The sequence below is a fragment of the Paenibacillus sp. KACC 21273 genome, from assembly GCF_028736095.1.
GTDB lineage: Bacteria > Bacillota > Bacilli > Paenibacillales > Paenibacillaceae > Saccharibacillus > Saccharibacillus kyungheensis.
Map to the genome: position 1 here is coordinate 2404048 of NZ_CP117876.1, position 18862 is coordinate 2422909.

Sequence of the window (18862 nt, forward strand, 5' to 3'; positions counted from 1 at the left end):
CTTACTGGTGAATCAAGGACTATTATGTGGGCTTGCAATCTTGTGTGTATATTTTGCTTATACAGATATTCGTGAGCGTATCATTCCTAATCGATGGACGCATCCGTTACTGATTATCCTAGTATTCTGGCGATTGATAACCATGGAGTGGACGTACTTATATGGACTGATTCCAGCACTAGTAATGGTGCTGATTTTTTTAATGCGCCAGGCTGCAATTGGTGCCGGAGATGTTAAATTATTTGGAATCATTGGATTAGTTGCTGGATTACCTCTTACGCTGATAACTATCTTCATAATGGGATTGCTATGTATGTGTTACGTAGGGATTCGATTAAGCTTAAGGAAGGCAATACGTTATGAGTTCCCGCTTGCTCCATTTATTGCAATGAGTTTTTGTCTTGCAGTAGGAGCAATTATGATTATTTGAATTGGCAATCAATTTGCCGTTGCTTCACTCATTGTCAATCAGTATAATAAAGATAGAAGAAGAGTCGTGCGTCAACACGACTCTTCAGTACAACAGCCGCTTGGAAAGGCGGTAGGCTTTAGGGTGATCTAAGATGAATAGACCGCTAGCCTACAAGAAGGCGGTCTATTTCTTTTTGTTGAACGAAAGTATCAATACAACTAATGTTGCAAAGGATATCATCAAGATCAAAGCTTGATAGACTTCCATTGGCATCACCTCCCTTATAGGAGATTAGCCGCCCGCCCTTTAGCCTATTCTATTGTACTAAATCCAAGTATATCATGATGCTCCAAGCCCGTCATTTTCCTGATTTAAGGGAAGTGACGGGCTTTTTTTATTTCTTCTATTCTATGTAGCAAGCTTTGCTTGTATTTTCTTCTAGAGGCAGGTGAATCTATGTAGCTCTACAAAATGTAACTATGTGTAGTAGCGAAGTTGGATAAGGTTTATGGATGGAGGAGGAATATGCATAAAAAATATATCAATGGATGCTTAGCAGTGATTATACTGCTAGGTTCTTTGATGTTGCCATTTGGTAGTGATCAACCAGTAGCTGCGTCATCATCAGATCTTGCATTCGAGCAAGCCAATTATGGATATTTGGTTGCATCAGGATCTGTGGAAAATCCAGTGCTGGGTAGCAAAACGACTGGAGCGAACAGTTCTTGGGGTTACCCAGCGGGAACCTATTACCGCTATGCCAAATCGATTCAGGCTAACTTTTCTGTGCCGGTTCCTAATGACATTGGTGCAGCAGAGTATTATGTGGTTGTTGAAGCAGAAACATCGGTTGCAGGGTTTGGCGGTAATGGAGTTACATCTTATGATCGTAAAATTAGTGCAAGTGATGATGGCAACACATATTCTACAATTTGGATCCCTTCTGGAAATGGTCAAGCAGTGGGGGCAATGAATTATGGCGTTTATACTGAATACAAAGTGTTAAAGATTAACGGGCCAGATGGTTATCGCATGGATGATAATCATGGCGGGAATATTTCTTATGCGGAGTATTACAAGAAAAAATTGACTGATATCCAGATTTACTACTCATGGGGATCGGGGTATTACGAGACCATGAAATCGCTCAAATATCGCGTATATCGTAAGGATATTACACCAACCTCTGCACCAGTCATTACAGTAACGCCAAGCGAAAACTATCATATAGGCAACAATAATAGTTTTTCGATTGCAAAGCCCAGATATTACGGGAATTATTATGAACAGTTTTATGGAGTGCTCCAATATCGGATCGCTGGTGGCGATTGGACTAATTATGTTGGGGCTGTCAATATTTCAACTGAAGGCGAAGTAAAGATTGAATCTCGGCTGCTTACGCGTAATATCATGGAAAGTGCGTATGGTATTGCTTATAGCCGCTTGGATCGGAATAAGCCTAGTATCCCAACGATTGTAGGCTTGGATTCCAAAAAGTGGTATCGTGGGACATTTGAGCTTAATTTTACGCCGGGCACAGATGAAAGTTCTGGCGTAAACGGTGTTTATTACACGCTCTATGGAGCCACTGAGCAGGCACGTAGTAAAGCAAAGGCAGGGGGACGAAACAGTTCGGTCAAATCGATCACCGCGGACGGTCAGACCATTGTTACTGCATCCACTATCGACAATGTTGGACTGGAGAGTGATTTAATTTCTGGTAAGATCAATATCGATAACACCTCGCCGATTGGTATACTAACAGCGCCTCAAGGCTGGGCAAAGTCGATAACGATCAGTGCTGACGGCATGGACAGCGCGTCTGGATTTCAATTTATTCATTTGCCAAACAACAGCGCGTATAACGGTAGCCATTATGATTACTCCGTTACACATAATGGTACGTACACGTTTGGTTTTGAGGACGCGGCAGGCAATACATCGTCCAAGTCGATCACCGTAACCACTATCGATGATGTAAAGCCAACCGTAATGGTTTCTCGAAATGGGGCAAGCTGGACGGATCAGGATGTTCCGGTAACTTTTACGTTTGACGACGCAGAGTCTGGTATGAACGAAAACAAAATGTACTACAAGTGGACTCAATCGACAACTGAGCCGAGCAGTTGGGATCAAGCAACCAGCACGCAACAGACGACTATTCTTAGCCAAGCAGGCGTGTGGTACTTGCACCTGAAAGGCTATGACTTAGCAGATAATGAAGTCAGTTTTACATCATCTGCATATCAGTTACAACGGCAGCCAGAAACGCCAAAACTGAACGTAACTGGCACAGCGACCAATCAGATGCTCTTGAGTTGGTCGCTTCCCACAGGTGAAGTGAATGTAGATGGTTTGCAATACACAATCCGGAATGAAACAACAGGAAAAAGCTGGACGCTCGATTATCCGATCAACGAGCTGAAGGATAGTTCATTGGCAGGTGGCACAGAATACACCTACACGATTACAGCAGAAAATCATGTAGGTACTAGCCTTGCCAGTGCTGCAATTACTGGCGTGACATTACCGCAAATGACGGCGAGTGCATCTGTATATGCGAGCGGAGACGATTACAGTAAAGCTTTGCTCAATATCACACCAGTACAATCAGCAACTGGATACCGAATCACTGCTACAAATTGGGGTACTAAGCAGATCGATGCAGATGTAACTGTGACTGGCACCATTTATCAGGAAATATCGGGACTCAAGCCATATGTAATGTATGACTTTGCAATACGGGCAATGAATGCCAGCGGAGAAGGGGCAGCGTATCACGTCTCCTTCTTAACCCTGCCGAATCAGCCTAATGAGTTTAAATCAGTGCAAATGACAGAGGATTCGATCTCGCTGAGTTGGAACAGCGTGACGCGTGGGGTATACGATTGGAGCAGTGTTACCAACGATACGTATTACCGCTTGCGCCGAGACAGTCAGATCATCTACACGGGTGCACCTTCGTCATATAAAGATACTGGTTTACAATCAGGTAGCATGTATGATTATGATGTTGCCGCTGGAAATAGCACTGGATGGGGTACAAAAGCGACGCTCAGCGAAGTATGGACACTACCAGCAGCGCCAAAGAAGCTCCAACAGGTGACAGCAACACCTACCAGTTTTACGGTAGCTGTGGATATTCCACACGGCACGAAAGGATTTGAAGCTACGCTAGATGGAGATAAAGTGATCCGCTTGGGTTCGGTACTCAGCGAGTATACATTTACTGGACTTCGACCGGGAACAATTCATAGACTTGAACTGGCTGCATATAATCAGTCTGGGGTGGGACGCTCCATTAGTATGATTGGTACAACGCTTCCAGATCAGCCATCCAGTGCTGCCATCAGTGTTTTGGATATTCAAGAAAATAGTGTGACGTTTAATGTGTATGATGTTTCTGGCGCGACCAAGTACAAATTGTCTGTGAATGGCAAAGAGTATGAGGTAGCTACCGGTCGAACTAAATTATACGGTTTGCAGGGCGGAACAGTGTACAGTTATACGCTAGCTGCCGGAAATACAGCAGGTTATGGTCAAGCGTATACGGATCGTTTTCTTACATTGCCATCAGCTCCAACAGGTTATACCTTAATCAAGCAGACACCAACATCTGTAAACCTTGAATGGACAGCTGTGAAGAGTGCCGCAGCTTACGAGCTACGTGATTCTACTGGTACTTTACTTGCTACGGTACAAACGCCAGCATATAATGCGACTGATTTGGAGCCTGGTGATATCGTACAGTATCACGCTGTTGCAAAAAACGCTTCAGGAACCGGTGCATCATCAGTATACACTTTCCGCACACTACCTGGATTTAAAGATGAAAATACCGACTATAGCCAATTGGTAAGCATAGATCGTGTAAATATGCATGATTTGCAGATCAGTTGGAAAGCTGTACCGGGTGCGGATCTTTACCGCGTGTATGATAAATATAAGCAGTTGATTACACAAACAATTGAACATAGTGCGGTAATCGATCAGCTCCACAGTGCAACTTGCCACAATGGCTACACGGTTGTGCCTGTGAATACTACTGGTGAAGGGAAAGCAATGCCAGTACCGACAGTGGAGACGTTACCAGATGGAACAATCACGCTGAGCTATGCTAGTACTCGTACTGCTATCACCTTACATTTACAGCATGAACTATCTACTGAAACGCTAGTGATCGCTTCGCAAGGACAGGAACTTTATCGTGGATCAGCAAACGGCTATAACAAGTATATACAAGATCGTCTCCAGCCAGATGAAACTTACAATTTCCATGTCTGGACGGAGAACGATCAGGGCGATCAATCCAATATGCAAACTCTTCGTGCGAAAACAAAGAAAGAGCGCACTGAGGGGGTAGCGGAAGCACCTGCAACCGACACCAAACAACCAGAAGTAACCGAAGAGCTGGTAGTCGCTGATCCTGATCCCGTAGATGAAGAAGAGCCAGATACAAGCATTAAAAAAGGTTTTATCGATATTGATCGAAGTTTTGCAAAGGAGTCCATTACACGACTTGCAAATATGGGTATTATAAAGGGCATTTCTGATGATCTATACGCACCGAAAGCAGGGACAACACGTGCCGAATTTATGGCTTTGTTGACTCGGTTGGTATTGACGCCTGAGCAGATTAAGCAATCTGCTATAAAATTAACTTTTAGGGATATTGATGATAGCGCTTGGTACATGCCAGAGCTTCATGCAGCAGTTGAAAACCATATTGTTAAAGGTTTCAATAATGAGAGATTTTTACCAGAACTAGTGATAGATAGAGAACAAGCTGCAAAAATGCTGTCAAACGCACTTCATGTTTTACCTGTAGAAAATAATAGTAATTTTTACATCGATTTTAACGCAATTTCTCCTTGGGTAAGAGAAGACGTAGGCGCTTTGACAGCAAGACGTATTGTGAAGGGATATCCAGATCAGACATTTAGACCGAAGTGTAAGCTCAGTCGAGCTGAAAGTGCGATTATACTTGAGAGAACGCTACAAGGACAACATCTCTTCTAATTTTAGTGGTTTTACTATTAAAGCCAGTTATTTTCTGTAATAAGAAGGATAGCTGGCTTTTAATGTTAACTTGAACTAACAATTGATGGATCTATCAAATCCAATTAGATACTGATTTCCTTCCAAATGATTAAATTTTCATTTATTTATAAATTGCCTGATAGTATTTATAGAATGGGAAGTTATTAAGTTTACAAGTGATAAATGAATTGAATAAAAAAGTATTTTATGAGAATATTAGTATTAAGAACATATGTTTTAATATATTAAAAATCTATTATAGGATTGTGATATATGGGAAAACCAATTGATGCCATTAATGCTGGGTTAACCTATCAAAATCTATATTTTTGGTTGTTTGCTTCTGAATTGCTTCATAGTGATAGTAATATTAAAGAAGTATCTTATGAAGATGATAGAGTAAAATCAATTGATGATGTAGTAGTTGAATATATTCAACCGATTAAAGGCGATTATAGCATTGAAGACGAGATTATTATGGATTTTTATCAGGTGAAATATCATGTTAAGAATTCAAACCAGATAAAACTATTAGATCTTATTGATCCTTTGTTTATTAATGCCTCAGCGTATTCTTTTTTAAATCGTGTTCATGATGCTTTAAAGCAAGGATATACGAAAGCAAGGTTCCATTTAGTTACACCTTGGAATATTCAAAAAGGTGATCCCTTGGAAAAACTGTTGGACAATCAACATAATAAATTGAATTTAAATGCTCTATTTGATGGAAGACCAAGCACTAAAATGGCTAGAGCTCGAAAAGCTATGATGAAGCAACTGGGTTTAAAAAATGAAAACGAATTACGTAATATTTTAAGTACTGTTCGTATTCAACATAGTAAACCAGGAATTTCTTTTTTAATTAGAGAACAACTTAATGCTAAACTTATGCTGGCTGGATTGAGACCTGTAGATTTTACTGTTCTTGTAAATCCCTATAATGACTTAATCGTTAATTGTGCTAGTAAAGGAAGTAAACGCTTTAATAAAGAAGACTTACTAAAATTATGCCGTACAGAGAAATTATATACTGGTCAGCCCATGATTTTAAAAGATAATATTCCTGTAGGTATTCGAAGTTTTCTGCCATATACTGAAAATTTAGAAGAAGAAACCCATCATTTATTATGTATGAGCGATGATTTTGATGGTAGATTGCTAAAGTCAGGAAAGAGCTGGAATGAAGACATTCATGCGAAGGTAGCCGAATTTACTAAAAGCGTGTTTTCTCCTGGCAGTTCCTATCTCATTCAATTCAATACACATTTATCTATAACATTTGCGGTTGGTTTAATTTTGAACCCAAAATCTGGAGTTAGAGCTTTTCCAGTTCAACGTGGAAATGGATTGATTGCATGGATTCCAGATTTGTATGATAAAACTATGCCAAATTATAGTAAGTTCATTGAAGAATGCTTGGATGATCCATCTTCTGATAGTGATACGGTGGTTGCTATCAGTGTAACTCGTAATGTTAAGGATCAAGTTGAGTGGTATCTAGAAGAGAAGGGTTTAGCACAAAAGTTGTTTTATCATTTTTATTTACCTTTAGAAGGAGTCACAGCAATTGAGGATGCAACACATTCATGGATACTTGCGGAACAAGTTATTCGCACTATAGGTCGTCGGAAACCGCACCAAAAAAAAGGTAAGATTCATTTTTTTATTTCTGCTCCTGGAGGGTTTGTTTTTTTCCTTGCTCAACAAGCTACGCATATTCCAGAGATTGTTTTGTATGAAAATCATTTTTCTGGAGATGGATCGTATTTCCCTTCATTTTATTTGCCTTTATAAAAATCGGAGGTGCTATAGTGAATATTCCAACTTATTTTTCTCGATTTATTAAAGAAATTCGTTTAACAGAAAATCAAACTAATGATTTGATTAAAGGTCATACTACACTAAGAAAAAGACTAAAAGAAGATGAAAAGTTATCTGGAATTATTGTAAGCACATTTTTACAAGGAAGCTATCGACGAGCTACGGCAGTGCGACCAAAAGGAGATAGTCGTTCAGATGTTGATGTAATTGTAGTGACTAGGTTAAGCATGGATAAATATAATAATCCAGAAGATGCAATTAAAGAGTTTGAGCCATTCATGGAGAAACATTATGCTGGAAAGTATAAGATCCAAGGTCGATCTATCGGAATTACCTTGAGCTATGTAGACTTGGATGTAGTTATAACTGCTGCTCCCTCTGAAAGTGAAGAGAATATTTTGGAATCAAATAGTGTTACTAACATGTACACACTAGAGGATGTTGAAACATGGACTTTGAAAAATTCGTGGGAAGTTTTAAATGAAACTATTGAAGAAAGCTTCGTCTCTAAAACTTATTCAAATGAAAATGAACCAGAATGGAAGACTGTTCCTCTTTGGATCCCTGATAGAGATGCTAAAGAATGGAAGAAAACTGATCCTCTTGCACAAATTAAGTGGACACAAGAAAAGAATAAATCTTGTGATCGCCATTATGTGAACGTAGTAAAAGCTTTAAAGTGGTGGAGAAGAATTAACAATATACCTAAATATCCAAAAGGCTACCCTTTAGAGCATCTTATAGGGCTGTGTTGTCCAGATGAAATAGAAAGTATTGGTCAAGGTGTAACAGAAGTTTTAGAAGGAATAGTAAATAACTACCCAACAAAACCTTTTATGGCAGATCATGGTGTCCCTGAGCATGACGTTATGGGAAGAGTTAATGATGAAGAGTACGATGAATTTTATAAATTGATAAAAATAGCAGCTAAAACGGCTAGAAAAGCTACAAATGCTACTACTGTTAAAGAAAGTGCAGAAGAATGGAATAAATTATTTGGTTCAAAGTTCCCAACATCGGAAGCTACAACGAATAGTAACGAAAAAGGTAATTCGACTTTTTCAAAAAGGGAGAATCCAAATAATTCTAATATTGTAGGTGGTCGTTTTGGCTGATCTTTCAGTAGCTAATAATATAATTATAGGATGTACTCAATTAGATATCATAAAAGGATATCAACAGCTAGAAGAACTTTTCTGGCTCTCAGAACACAAAAGTTGGATTCTTAGATTTAATATTGAACTGCAAGAATTAAATGATGGTAACATACCATACGCAACAAATTGGTATATGCTAATAGATCCTCTTTATCCAAGAGGATCTATTAGCATATACCCAGATAAAATTTATGGTATCAAACAAACATATCAGCATATGAATCAGAACATAGAAGTTGATAATCTTCCGTGGCGACTAGGTAAAATTTGTACAGACTGGGATAATAACCAACTTGAATTACTATCAGATACTGAAGAAATGATGGATGCAAAATATCGTATTTCTTGGCATGTAGAGCGTTTGAAAAATTGGATCCTTGCTGCTTTTAATGATTCACTCGCTGAAAAAGGTGCTTATTTTGAATTACCGCATGCATATTTGAATAAAAAACCACAAATCATTTTTGCTGAAGAACAAGAAGAATTTGGTAATTGGATAAACTCTAGGAATAGAAGTGGATTTATATCTTTAAAAAATGTAAATGCTCATCCAGATATATTTTTTGTTTGTGATTTTTTTGATAAAAAAAACCAAATTATAAAGAAATATAATTGGGGAAGAATAGTAACCGAAGAAATAGAAACTAAACTCCATTCGGGAGTATGGGTATTGTTACCATTTCAGCCTATAATTCATCCATGGACTTATCCTAAAACGATTGGAGATTTGGAAGAAGTTTGTAAAAAAAATCATTTCAATATCTGGAATGAAGTATATGAACTTATGCATAAAATTAGAAAAGAAGGACAACAAATTTATCTTTTGATCGGATTTCAAATTCCTAAATTGGTTGGAGACGAAAGCCTAATTATACATTGGATTAGCATTGGTATAAGAGCGTTAACGAAAAAAGTAAAAAAAGTTAAAGGATTTCGAAAAGAAATTGATTATTATTTTCAATTGGATCGCCTTAATAGTTTGCATTCTAATCAAAATCTGAATTATATTTATACTGACAATTGGAGCAAAGAAGCAATTCTTAGCCGAGGGAGTATTGATAAAAAAACATATAATGACGGTATTTTTTTGATTGGAGCCGGGGCGTTAGGTTCATCAATTAGTGAGATGCTATCTAGACTGGGTATTTCCAAAATAGTAATTTGCGATGATGATATTTTAGAAATGGGTAATCTATCCAGACATACGCTTGGAGTAAATCATTTATTTTCTTCAAAGGCTAAAGCTTTATCCGATAAAATTAATCAAAACAGTGTACATGCTTGGTCTTTTGCAATTAATAAAAAATTCCCTAATTTAAATGAACAAGAAATGGAATTATTAGAACAACAGGAAATTATAATCGATACTACTGGAAGCGATGCAGTTATTGATTATCTGCATTCTTTTGATTGGACAATTCCAAAAAGATTCATTTCAATCTCAGTAGGTTTTGGAGCAAAAAGGGTATTTATCTTCTTATCAAATAAAACCCCCTTTCCTCGAAAAGAATTTTATAATTTCATAAAACCTTGGATCGAATTAGAAAAAAAAGAAAATAAGGATATTATATTACCGCGTGATGGAATTGGATGTTACCATCCTTTATTTCCTGCTCGTTCAGATGATATTACATTGATGTCTAGTCTAGCAATTAAAGAAATTGAAGCTTGGTGGATTCAATCTCATAGACCTAGTATATTTGCTGTTTATGAACAGCAATATTCAAATGGAAAAACGACTGGTGTTTTATTAAAACAACATGAGGTGTTTTAATTGCTCATTCATAAATATTCAAATGATGACAATAGTTTAACTGTTGAATTTAGTAATGAGGTATTGAAATTTATGTTGACAGAATGTCGTTTAAGTAAAGATTTAGAGACAGGTGGTATTTTGGTTGGCTATTATAATGATGATTTAAATAAGGCCATAATATTAAAAAGTAGCCGAGCACCTATAGACTCAAAAAAAACAAAAACTAGATTTTATAGAGGGGTAAGCGGTCTAAAGAAATGGCTCAGTGAAATGTGGTATAAAGAGAGAGCTTACTATATAGGTGAATGGCACTTTCATCCTTTTTCGTCAAGTGAAATGAGTATTATTGACTTTACTCAAATGCAATCGATTTCTAGGGATAATAGAATAAACTGTCCTGAACCTATATTATTTATAATCGGAGGTAATCCTCAAAAAAAATATTCGACTTCTATTTATGTTTTTACTAAAAATATTAAGCCTTTAAAACTAAATCATTATGAATCAGAAATTATTTAGTTTCTTTTATAGATATAATGGTTTTTATTAAATTATACGTTACAAATGCAATAGATGATTGATCCACACTCTAGGTTTAAAGATTTGATTTGAATGGTTTAACACCCTTTAATAGATCAGCATATACTTAAATATAAATTCGGCGCTTTTATTGATCGATCTAAAGCCTTATTTCTATAAAAAACTCTTACTCATTTGGGTAAGAGTTTTTTTGTTTAGAAATGAAGGAGGTGCTTATAAATGCTAAGTCGCGAACAGATTTTACAAGCATTATTAGCTGCTACAGTTCAAAATGAGAATATGATCTGGATGCTTGCCGGAATTAAAATGGCTGAACGTCCCGTACAGAAAGATCACTTACGGGATGTTACAAATATGATCTACAAGGAGATTCATCCAGAAGCCGAACAGCTTCCTATTCGCTCACGTCATTTATTGGATGAAGCGGCTGCAATGCTGGAGGGAGCAGCTTTAGTCGAGGTGGCAGAGATTGCAAAAACCAAACAGTATACATTGTCAGCATTGGGTGAGGAGTTACTACAATATCGGCATCAGCAGCGACAACTTCAAAAATCAAAAGGAAAGGACGTTTAGAAATGAGAATCAGTTTGAAATATGGCTTTTTTGGCTGGGGAATGGGTGGTACATCGATTGCATTTGATTGTGCTGACGTACCTATGTCTTCTACAGATAAGACACGTCCCTATACTGCTCTACTGATTAATAGCAATGAGATCGATTTGACGAAATTATCAGATCTTCCTAACGTTAAAAAGCTCTTGCTAAAAGGTTATGAGCGTGGGGTTGGACGGGATATCGTACTAGGACAAAAAGCTTTCGAGGATAATCAGGAGCTGATTAAAGAATCGGTAATAAGCTATTTCAAAGATCGTGATTATATATTCATTTCTTGTGGACTCGGTGGAGGAACCGGTACAGGAGCACTATTAGAAGCCATTCGTCTACTGCATACTTCTGGTTTTGCTGGACGTTTTGGGTTGCTACTTACCTTACCACGTCGAAATGAGGGGCGTAAGGTGCTTTCTAATGCTCTGCAACGCCTACAAACGCTAAAGCGTGCAATGTCTGGACTTGGTGCGATTATCATTGTAGATAATGAACAACTTTTTCAAGTTGGACTTGCGCAGGAAAAGCCCGCCAGCGTGGAAGAGTTTATGAAGTCCTGTAATCGGCATATTGCCAAGTTACTTCATGAACTCAATACAGTGACTTCAAGTTATATCCCCTACGGAAATTATCATTTTGATGCTTCAGAATGGCTTAATATGTTGCATAGTAGCGGATGCTTGCATATTGCTAAATGTGTTTTGCCTATTAATGATATTAACATAGCATCTCCAGTTACCTACATGGATAAACTTAAGCAAAGTGTGCTAAATGGAGAACTGAGCACCGGCTATGATCTTTCAGATGCAGCTAGTAGTGCAGTAAGCATTGTAGCTGATCAATCTTGTGCTAATGAATTATTTACTCATGTTTTTGTAGAAGAAGTCCAATCTTTTTTACACAATACTACGCCTACTCTTGATGAAAATCCTGTTGCAACCTACGGTGCCGATCAACCTGGTTTAGTAACGATCTATACAGTAGTGTCTGGACTTAATTTTCCCGATAGTGTAAGCAAACTAGCAGAAGAAGCAGCAGAACTTGAACGGCGTGTAGAGGAACGTAATCAAAAAACAGATATGATTGCAGTTGCACTTGCAGGATTCAACAAGGAGGTCAAGAAAGAAGAGGCTGATCTAGAATCGCTCCTATTTGGTGACTCATCCTCAGCCCCTGATCGTGATACGCCTAAAGACCCGTTTGATTTTTTAAACGAATTAAAGTGATACGCATCACATCTAGTTAAGTGCTGCACTTACTGATGCACTTGGCAGAAGTTTATATTCTGCTAGTGCATCTATATGTGATGCATTTGCTATGTATAAATGTCAAAAGGAAGTGATGCAGTTGGAAGGATTGAGTTTTCGTGAGCAGGAAGTACAAAGAGAGCTTATGAGTTTAGAGCGAATGTATTTTCAATCTGTGTTGCTTTCATATGATCTGAGTGAGGCAATTGCTAATAAAAGATCATTTTTACCAGAAAGTTGGTCTCTTGACCCGTTACCTTATCCACCCTGCTCTTTCGAAATGTTTGAATTGAGTGGATATCCTGTATATCAGTTGTCTTATGAGGGAGTACTACCTTTGTATAGTCAAGATCGCAAATATTTTAGGGCGGTTCGTGACTATTATTGGCATGCTACTTTTGAAGCTGTGCGTAATGCTGAATATCCAACGTTAGATCATGCATGCATTTATATTTGTCACTTTTTTAAAAACTTAATCATCCGTGATACAGATAATCGAAATCGTAGTTTGTTAATTAATGCTGTTAGACATGCACAAATGATTAGAGACGATTCATGGAAAGAAATAGTTAATTTGGAAGCTGGATTCTTAGATGACTCGGGTAAAAATCACATCAAAGTTTTAGTCAGTCCAACATCAAACATCAGTAATTTAACAATATATGTAAATGATAAATATGGAATTACTAAAGGGAAATCGGGTTCATTTGAACCTGATTCTAATACCTTTTGATTTGAACCCGATAATTGATGCCAAAAAATAGCTGAATCCGTTGATCTGAAAAGGATAATACGCAAAAGCATAAGTCATAAAAAGCGAGAAGGTGAGGAGAGGCTACCGCTAAACGCAGTTGAGTGGAAGCTTCGGAGCACCCTGCATGAGTAGAAAATATACAAAGAACAGGAATGGTAAAAATAAGCAAATAGTGAGTAGAGAAAGAATGTAAGGATTTCCAGAACGAAGGGTGAGTGAAGATGCCAAAACAGCGAGAATGGACAGAAAGGGATTTATTAATTTTGCAGACATTGTATGAATTAAGGGAGCTAACCAAGCAGCAGATTACAACAACATATTTTAATGGGAATGCAAAATATGCGAATAAACGACTATACATTATGAAATGCGAAGGATTGATTGTGACACAAATATACGGTAGACGAATAGAGCAGCATACTCGGGTAGCTGCTTATATACGAATTGCGGAGCGTGGAATGGAATTGCTGGTAGCTAAGAAAAGAATAGAGACAAGCAGCTACCGTGCGCGAGATATGGGACTTACTGTACAACAGCGGCAGTATATTATCGACGCCAATGAGTTGCATCTGAGAATATCTGAAATTCCCTTTTTGGATTCTAGGAGGATTAAAAGAAAATATCACTTAAATCGAGGGGATTTATTACTTGGCGGTTTCGAGACTACACAAGGAGACTATACGATTTATATGCTTAATGCCGAAACAAAGCCGCAAACATTCATCAAAATCGTGACTGAAATCCGCTCATCTAAACAAATCCAGATCAAAGGATATTTAATCTTCTATAAGCATGGTTCTGTTAGAAGACGTTTCGTAGAATTATGCGAGCGAGAAGGACTGGTGACAGGCGGTATTCCAATCTATCTCCTACCGTATGATGAGCTAGGGATTGGATTGACACGCTGGTACATTCTAGCGGGTGATCGTTATACTCATTTGCAGCAGTTGCTGGCTCCTTATGGGCAGCTTGTGAGGGTGAAAGATCACAGCAAATACGGATTTCTGTATGGACTACGAAGGGAAGGAGAAGAGAATCCGCCATATTTGGTAGAGCAGCTAACAGGCGATATGCTGACATTGGGTCGTAATTTGAAATTTTATACGCCAGAAATGAGCCGCCAAGCAGGGCAACGGGTGCTGGTGATCTGTCTGGAAGAAGAGGAAGAATACTATCAAAAGCAAATGGAGCATGAACGGCACGTTGATATACTCGGTATTCCACGAATTACCGTTGAAAGTCATTTTAAACGACTAGGAGGATAGGTATGATGGCGTACGATCATGATGTATCATGGCTTCTTTCTGAGCCAACTATTTCTTTCCTGCATCGATTTATAGAGTCAGTCATCATCTACGGGTTCACCAGCCCCAGGTGTAATAAGGATCAAACACGGTCTGAAAATTTATTCGACCTTATGGATTGCGTATGATTCGATTTCTTTGGCTCGTGCTCAGTTTATGTAGCTGGGCTTATTTGTATGCACAAACACCGGCTTGGCAAGGATGGTGGATATGGCTACCTGCTTTCGGAAGCTTACTGGTGTACTTGTATGGCTGGGTACTGGAGCAGCGTAATCAGGTGCTGATGTTTTTCACAGGTCTTCTATGGAGTGGATCAGCCTTATCGCTCAACGGATATGCCTGGCTGATAAGTCAGTCTAGAATGCCGATCTCGGCGATCATGGGTTTGCACGCTATGCTCCTTATGGTTCTGCTCACTTCCTTGTTTTTAACAGTAGTGAATTATCGTATCCAGCATAATTTTATGAATCGTCGGGGTAATGTGAGCAAACAGCAACTGGTTGTCATTAAACCAACGGTATCAGATCGTTGGACATCCATTAAACGCATATTCATTCGCAACAAAAGTACCGAGATTCAACTGAATCTTGGCGAAGAGATTCCAATGAAGGAGTAATGTACATGTCGGCTATTCAATTTGGCGGAAGTGATTTATTTACGCATATGCTGGCCGTGGGACCGACACGTTGCGGCAAAACCGCAACACTGCTCAAGCCCATTATTTATCAGCTACTGTTGATGAAGAAAAGAGGTATACCACTGGGGCTTTCAGTTGTTGAACCCAAAGGGGATCTTGCCGGAATGGTGGCAGAGATGGCTGGAGAGATGGAGTTGCCCTGTGTACACGTTGACCCCACATCTCCAACGAGTGCGCGCTTTCCTGTGATGAAAGGTGATGAGGACGATGTAGCTGAAGCTACCGTCACTGTGTTGAAATCCATGTTCGGTAAACAGGAAGCATTTTTCGCTACGGTTCAAGAACTTGCTGGTCGGAACATTACCAAGCTTTTAAAACGTCTTTACTTAGACGATGTGAACTTGGGCGATGTCCTGCGAACGATGCGTGATCAGCGTGTGCTGGAGGACAAAGTAGCCGAGTTACGTTTTAAGGAAGGCGAATCAGATTTAGTACAGTTTTTTCAATCGGAGCTGCTCGGTTCACAAAAAGATAAGTACCAGCAATTCGTGATTGGTCTTCGAGCACAGTTAGAAAACTTAACCTCCAATCGTCATTTAGAGCCGATTTTGATGGGTCAGTCGGATTTTGACATGGATGCGCACTTTGCAAACGGTGGCATACTTGCGATCAATACAGCCATGGGCAAGTTACGAAAAGCTGGGGATGCTTTCGGTCAGTTTGCAGTCATGCACTTGCAAAGCGGTACATTCCGTCGTCCGGGAACAGAACTTACTCGTATACCGCATATAATCGTCGTCGATGAATATTCCCGGTATATCAATCCTGATGTCGAGCTGTTCTTGTCGATCGCTGCTGAATATCGAACAGCTGGATTTTTTGCTACGCAATCCCTTGGACAACTGGAAGTAGAAGCAGGAAAAATCAATGCGAAAGCGATGAAGCAATCCATCCTGACAAGTTGTCGCAATAAAATCGCGTTTGGTGGTTTGGCTTATCAGGATGCGCTGGAGTTCAGTCGTGAATTTGGAAAGAAACAGATCATCAGCCGGCAGAGTACATTCAAACAGCAGATCCTGATACCAAACCTATTACCGGAAAACTACCGCGATACGGAAATGGAAGAAGATCGGATCTTTTACACACAACTGATGGATGGGCTGCCTAAGTTTCATTACGTGGCCAAGTTACTGAATGATGGAACACCGATGGCACCAAAAATCGGAAAGGGCAGTTTTGTCCCGCGCGACTGGCGCGAGCGCCGAGAGTGGGAAGTTCGAAAAAAACAATGGTCGTTTAAATTTCATGTTAAACGCAAACAAGAAGAGAAGGATTCAGATTCTGTGACTGAACAGGAATTGGAAGCTCAACACGAAGAAAAATCAGTATCTTCATCCAAGCTTATCTTTGTTGATAAAGAGCTGTCCCTAGAACAAACCGAACTGGATGCTAGTGCGGAAGTGGTAATGCAAGAGGATTCTCATACCTCTAAACCTCTGCAAGGTAAAGAAGAAGAGTCGTTTGAAATGTATTTATTTACTTGGATATTAGACGAGTTGAAACTCGACTATACCCACAACGATATCTGGGCTGAGATCATTCAACATGAAGATGCAACAGCAGCTTTTCGTATGTTATTTCAAATGCATGGAAGCGAGAATCCTACATTAAAAAAACTACACCAAGAATTTCAGCGTCGCAAACAGCATGCTATGTATACCGCCATCGAAGATGACCCATTTGAGTAATGCCCTCGCTGATGATCAGTGAGGTTATTTTGGATTGATCAAAAATATAACCCTATAGGAGGATTTATCCATGAGCCAAAATGAACTGAAACGAGTACTGATTGAAGGGTACGATGAGAAAAAGCTACAACAAAGCGGATACGATGAAGCTTGGGCGCAAATTTACAGTGCAAAGCAAAATAATCTGATTTTGCAGGCGGAACTGATCGGGATGGAAACCAAACTGAATAAGCTATGCGGGGTAGTACAAGTAGGCGAAGTACGCGGACTGATCCCACAAGAATATGCTGGTGTAACGGATCCTCATGCCTTCCGCCGGATGCTGGGCGAACCAGTTGCCTTTAAAATTGTATCCTATGATCGAGACGGAAAAACATTCATCGCTTCTCGGCAAGCGGCGATTGAGCATATGGAAACGGCAACGTGGAAGTGGTTGGAGAAAGATGCAATCATTACGGCAGTAGTGCGTTCTGTTAGTGTGAAGCAAATGACGGTGGATATTGGCGGGATTGAAGTCGATTTGCCGGTGCAGCATTACGCACACGGTTGGACGGAAGACTTACGCGAAGTTGTGGAAATAGGGGATCACTTCAAAGTGAAGGTGCTAGAGCTGGACAAAGAGAATAAAAGCATCGTCATCAGCCGAAAGGCACTCGAGCAAAGTCCATGGCCAGATTGTAGTCAACGATACAATCTACGCGGTGAATACATTGGTCGGGTATCCGGCATTGCAGAGTATGGGGTATTTGTGAATCTGGAGCGCGGGGTGGATGCACTGGTTCGACACATGGCATTTGATCGGCTGCGTGTTGGCGATAAAGTATCTGTACGTATTATTCGCTTAGATGTCAAAAAACAACAGATTTTCGCTCGAATTACGCGTAAGCGATAAGGAGCATCATTATGGATATGGAAAACTATCATGAAGATCGGGGAGTGCCCCGGTCTTCATTTTCATTATCACATCACTGGATATGGCAGCCAACCAAGATTGAGCATCCTGAAAAAAACAGCTATGCACCGCTCCGCCTGCCGATGGAAGAGGTTGGGCTACAAGCGATTGGGGCGATTGGCTGTATCGGTAGCGTGCAACTTGGACGCTTATTTGCTTGGAAACGTTCGCATATTCGCCGGATGCTGGCAGAACATAAATTGGTGCAACACCAGCTTAGAAAGAATCGGACGACAATTCCTGTATTTACACTGGGACCGAGAGCCATTCAATTATTACAATCGAATCAAACAGTCAACAGTTGGTGTCATTGGAGCGTGGCAGATGTACTGAGCAAACTGATATTTTTTCAATTCGCCTGCGCACTGCATGAGAAGCAAAAGGGATTCCAAATTCAAGCTTCTGCTTCTCCGTTTACGGGAAAAGTCCAAATGGGTGAGCACACGCGCTATGTATTGATCCTTCGTGGACAAGATACCAAAGCAATTGAGAGAGAGCTACAGCGCAGCCAATGGCCTGTTATTGTGATAGCAGAAACCCTGTTGGATTTGAAACCGTTGAATCATGTTTTGACGCATGCATATGCCTTAATGGATCAGGATTTACGTAAGGAATACACATTTTATCGTCAGAGAGGAGGAATCTGGCAGCAGAAAATAACTTTAGTAGAATAACATCTTGTCAGACGGTAGCAGCCATGCTAAAGTAAGGGTGTAATTTAGCTTCACTCCGAAACTCCCGTTTGCTGGAGATACGGAAAGATGTACAGTTCCCCTCGATCCTGCTGACTTATTAAAAGATAAGAAAGAGTGAGGTAAAAGCAGGCTAAAAGCAGTTGTCCGTCACTCCCGTTTTGCTGGAGACAAGGAACAGAGTACCGAAAGGCTC

The 18862-nt window shown here is 39.6% G+C and carries 15 protein-coding genes; 14 read left to right on the top strand and 1 reads right to left on the bottom strand.

The window, feature by feature from the left end:
- Positions 1 to 7: 7 nt before the first annotated feature.
- Positions 8 to 430, top strand: coding sequence for a prepilin peptidase (locus PQ460_RS10850; RefSeq protein WP_274172671.1), 423 nt, complete (start codon positions 8 to 10; stop codon positions 428 to 430).
- Between the two features lie 165 nt (positions 431 to 595).
- Here the strand turns inward: PQ460_RS10850 and PQ460_RS23530 are convergent, their stop codons facing one another.
- Positions 596 to 685: a putative holin-like toxin gene (locus PQ460_RS23530; RefSeq protein ID WP_443147201.1), complete on the bottom strand. Its 90-nt coding sequence runs from the start codon at positions 683 to 685 to the stop codon at positions 596 to 598.
- A gap of 252 nt (positions 686 to 937) precedes the next feature.
- Between PQ460_RS23530 and PQ460_RS10855 the strand changes: the two genes are divergently transcribed.
- The 13 genes from PQ460_RS10855 to PQ460_RS10915 all read left to right on the top strand — a co-directional run bounded on the left by PQ460_RS10855 (position 938) and on the right by PQ460_RS10915 (position 18648).
- The gene (locus tag PQ460_RS10855) at positions 938 to 5431 is read left to right on the top strand and encodes an S-layer homology domain-containing protein (RefSeq protein WP_274172672.1); all 4494 of its coding nucleotides are present in this window, start codon (positions 938 to 940) and stop codon (positions 5429 to 5431) included.
- Between the two features lie 294 nt (positions 5432 to 5725).
- Complete coding sequence (locus PQ460_RS10860) at positions 5726 to 7246, top strand: SAVED domain-containing protein (RefSeq protein ID WP_274172673.1); 1521 nt, start codon at positions 5726 to 5728, stop codon at positions 7244 to 7246.
- Positions 7247 to 7263: 17 nt separating this feature from the next.
- Positions 7264 to 8388 carry an SMODS domain-containing nucleotidyltransferase gene (locus tag PQ460_RS10865; protein WP_274172674.1) on the top strand — a complete coding sequence of 375 codons (1125 nt, stop codon included), beginning with the start codon at positions 7264 to 7266 and terminating at the stop codon, positions 8386 to 8388.
- Entirely contained in the window at positions 8381 to 10204 is a 1824-nt protein-coding gene (locus tag PQ460_RS10870; RefSeq protein WP_274172675.1) for a ThiF family adenylyltransferase, read from the top strand. The genes PQ460_RS10865 and PQ460_RS10870 overlap by 8 nt, the downstream gene beginning before the upstream one ends.
- Positions 10205 to 10705, top strand: coding sequence for a hypothetical protein (locus tag PQ460_RS10875; RefSeq protein ID WP_274172676.1), 501 nt, complete (start codon positions 10205 to 10207; stop codon positions 10703 to 10705). It abuts the gene before it with no gap.
- 240 nt (positions 10706 to 10945) lie between these two features.
- Positions 10946 to 11299 carry a hypothetical protein gene (locus PQ460_RS10880; RefSeq protein WP_274172677.1) on the top strand — a complete coding sequence of 118 codons (354 nt, stop codon included), beginning with the start codon at positions 10946 to 10948 and terminating at the stop codon, positions 11297 to 11299.
- A 2-nt stretch (positions 11300 to 11301) separates the two neighbouring features.
- Positions 11302 to 12558, top strand: a complete 1257-nt coding sequence (locus tag PQ460_RS10885; RefSeq protein WP_274172678.1) for an FtsZ/tubulin family protein — start codon at positions 11302 to 11304, stop codon at positions 12556 to 12558.
- Positions 12559 to 12679: 121 nt separating this feature from the next.
- The gene (locus tag PQ460_RS10890; protein ID WP_274172679.1) at positions 12680 to 13312 is read left to right on the top strand and encodes a hypothetical protein; all 633 of its coding nucleotides are present in this window, start codon (positions 12680 to 12682) and stop codon (positions 13310 to 13312) included.
- 242 nt (positions 13313 to 13554) lie between these two features.
- Positions 13555 to 14598 (top strand): hypothetical protein, encoded by a 1044-nt coding sequence (locus PQ460_RS10895; protein ID WP_274172680.1) that lies wholly within the window; start codon positions 13555 to 13557, stop codon positions 14596 to 14598.
- 163 nt (positions 14599 to 14761) lie between these two features.
- Positions 14762 to 15253 (top strand): hypothetical protein, encoded by a 492-nt coding sequence (locus tag PQ460_RS10900; protein ID WP_274172681.1) that lies wholly within the window; start codon positions 14762 to 14764, stop codon positions 15251 to 15253.
- A 5-nt stretch (positions 15254 to 15258) separates the two neighbouring features.
- The gene (locus tag PQ460_RS10905; protein ID WP_274172682.1) at positions 15259 to 17022 is read left to right on the top strand and encodes a type IV secretory system conjugative DNA transfer family protein; all 1764 of its coding nucleotides are present in this window, start codon (positions 15259 to 15261) and stop codon (positions 17020 to 17022) included.
- A 70-nt stretch (positions 17023 to 17092) separates the two neighbouring features.
- Complete coding sequence (locus PQ460_RS10910) at positions 17093 to 17914, top strand: S1 RNA-binding domain-containing protein (RefSeq protein ID WP_274172683.1); 822 nt, start codon at positions 17093 to 17095, stop codon at positions 17912 to 17914.
- Positions 17915 to 17925: 11 nt separating this feature from the next.
- Positions 17926 to 18648, top strand: a complete 723-nt coding sequence (locus PQ460_RS10915) for a hypothetical protein (protein WP_274172684.1) — start codon at positions 17926 to 17928, stop codon at positions 18646 to 18648.
- Positions 18649 to 18862 lie beyond the last annotated feature (214 nt).

Excerpts from the sequence above, each read along its gene's own strand:
- PQ460_RS10910 (WP_274172683.1), top strand. The coding sequence starts at position 17,093 with ATGAGCCAAAATGAACTGAAACGAGTACTGATTGAAGGGTACGATGAG.
- PQ460_RS10900 (WP_274172681.1), top strand. The coding sequence starts at position 14,762 with ATGATTCGATTTCTTTGGCTCGTGCTCAGTTTATGTAGCTGGGCTTAT.
- PQ460_RS10895 (WP_274172680.1), top strand. The coding sequence starts at position 13,555 with ATGCCAAAACAGCGAGAATGGACAGAAAGGGATTTATTAATTTTGCAG.
- PQ460_RS23530 (WP_443147201.1), bottom strand. The coding sequence starts at position 685 with ATGCCAATGGAAGTCTATCAAGCTTTGATCTTGATGATATCCTTTGCA.
- PQ460_RS10915 (WP_274172684.1), top strand. The coding sequence starts at position 17,926 with ATGGATATGGAAAACTATCATGAAGATCGGGGAGTGCCCCGGTCTTCA.
- PQ460_RS10860 (WP_274172673.1), top strand. The coding sequence starts at position 5,726 with ATGGGAAAACCAATTGATGCCATTAATGCTGGGTTAACCTATCAAAAT.
- PQ460_RS10855 (WP_274172672.1), top strand. The coding sequence starts at position 938 with ATGCATAAAAAATATATCAATGGATGCTTAGCAGTGATTATACTGCTA.
- PQ460_RS10880 (WP_274172677.1), top strand. The coding sequence starts at position 10,946 with ATGCTAAGTCGCGAACAGATTTTACAAGCATTATTAGCTGCTACAGTT.
- PQ460_RS10885 (WP_274172678.1), top strand. The coding sequence starts at position 11,302 with ATGAGAATCAGTTTGAAATATGGCTTTTTTGGCTGGGGAATGGGTGGT.
- PQ460_RS10905 (WP_274172682.1), top strand. The coding sequence starts at position 15,259 with ATGTCGGCTATTCAATTTGGCGGAAGTGATTTATTTACGCATATGCTG.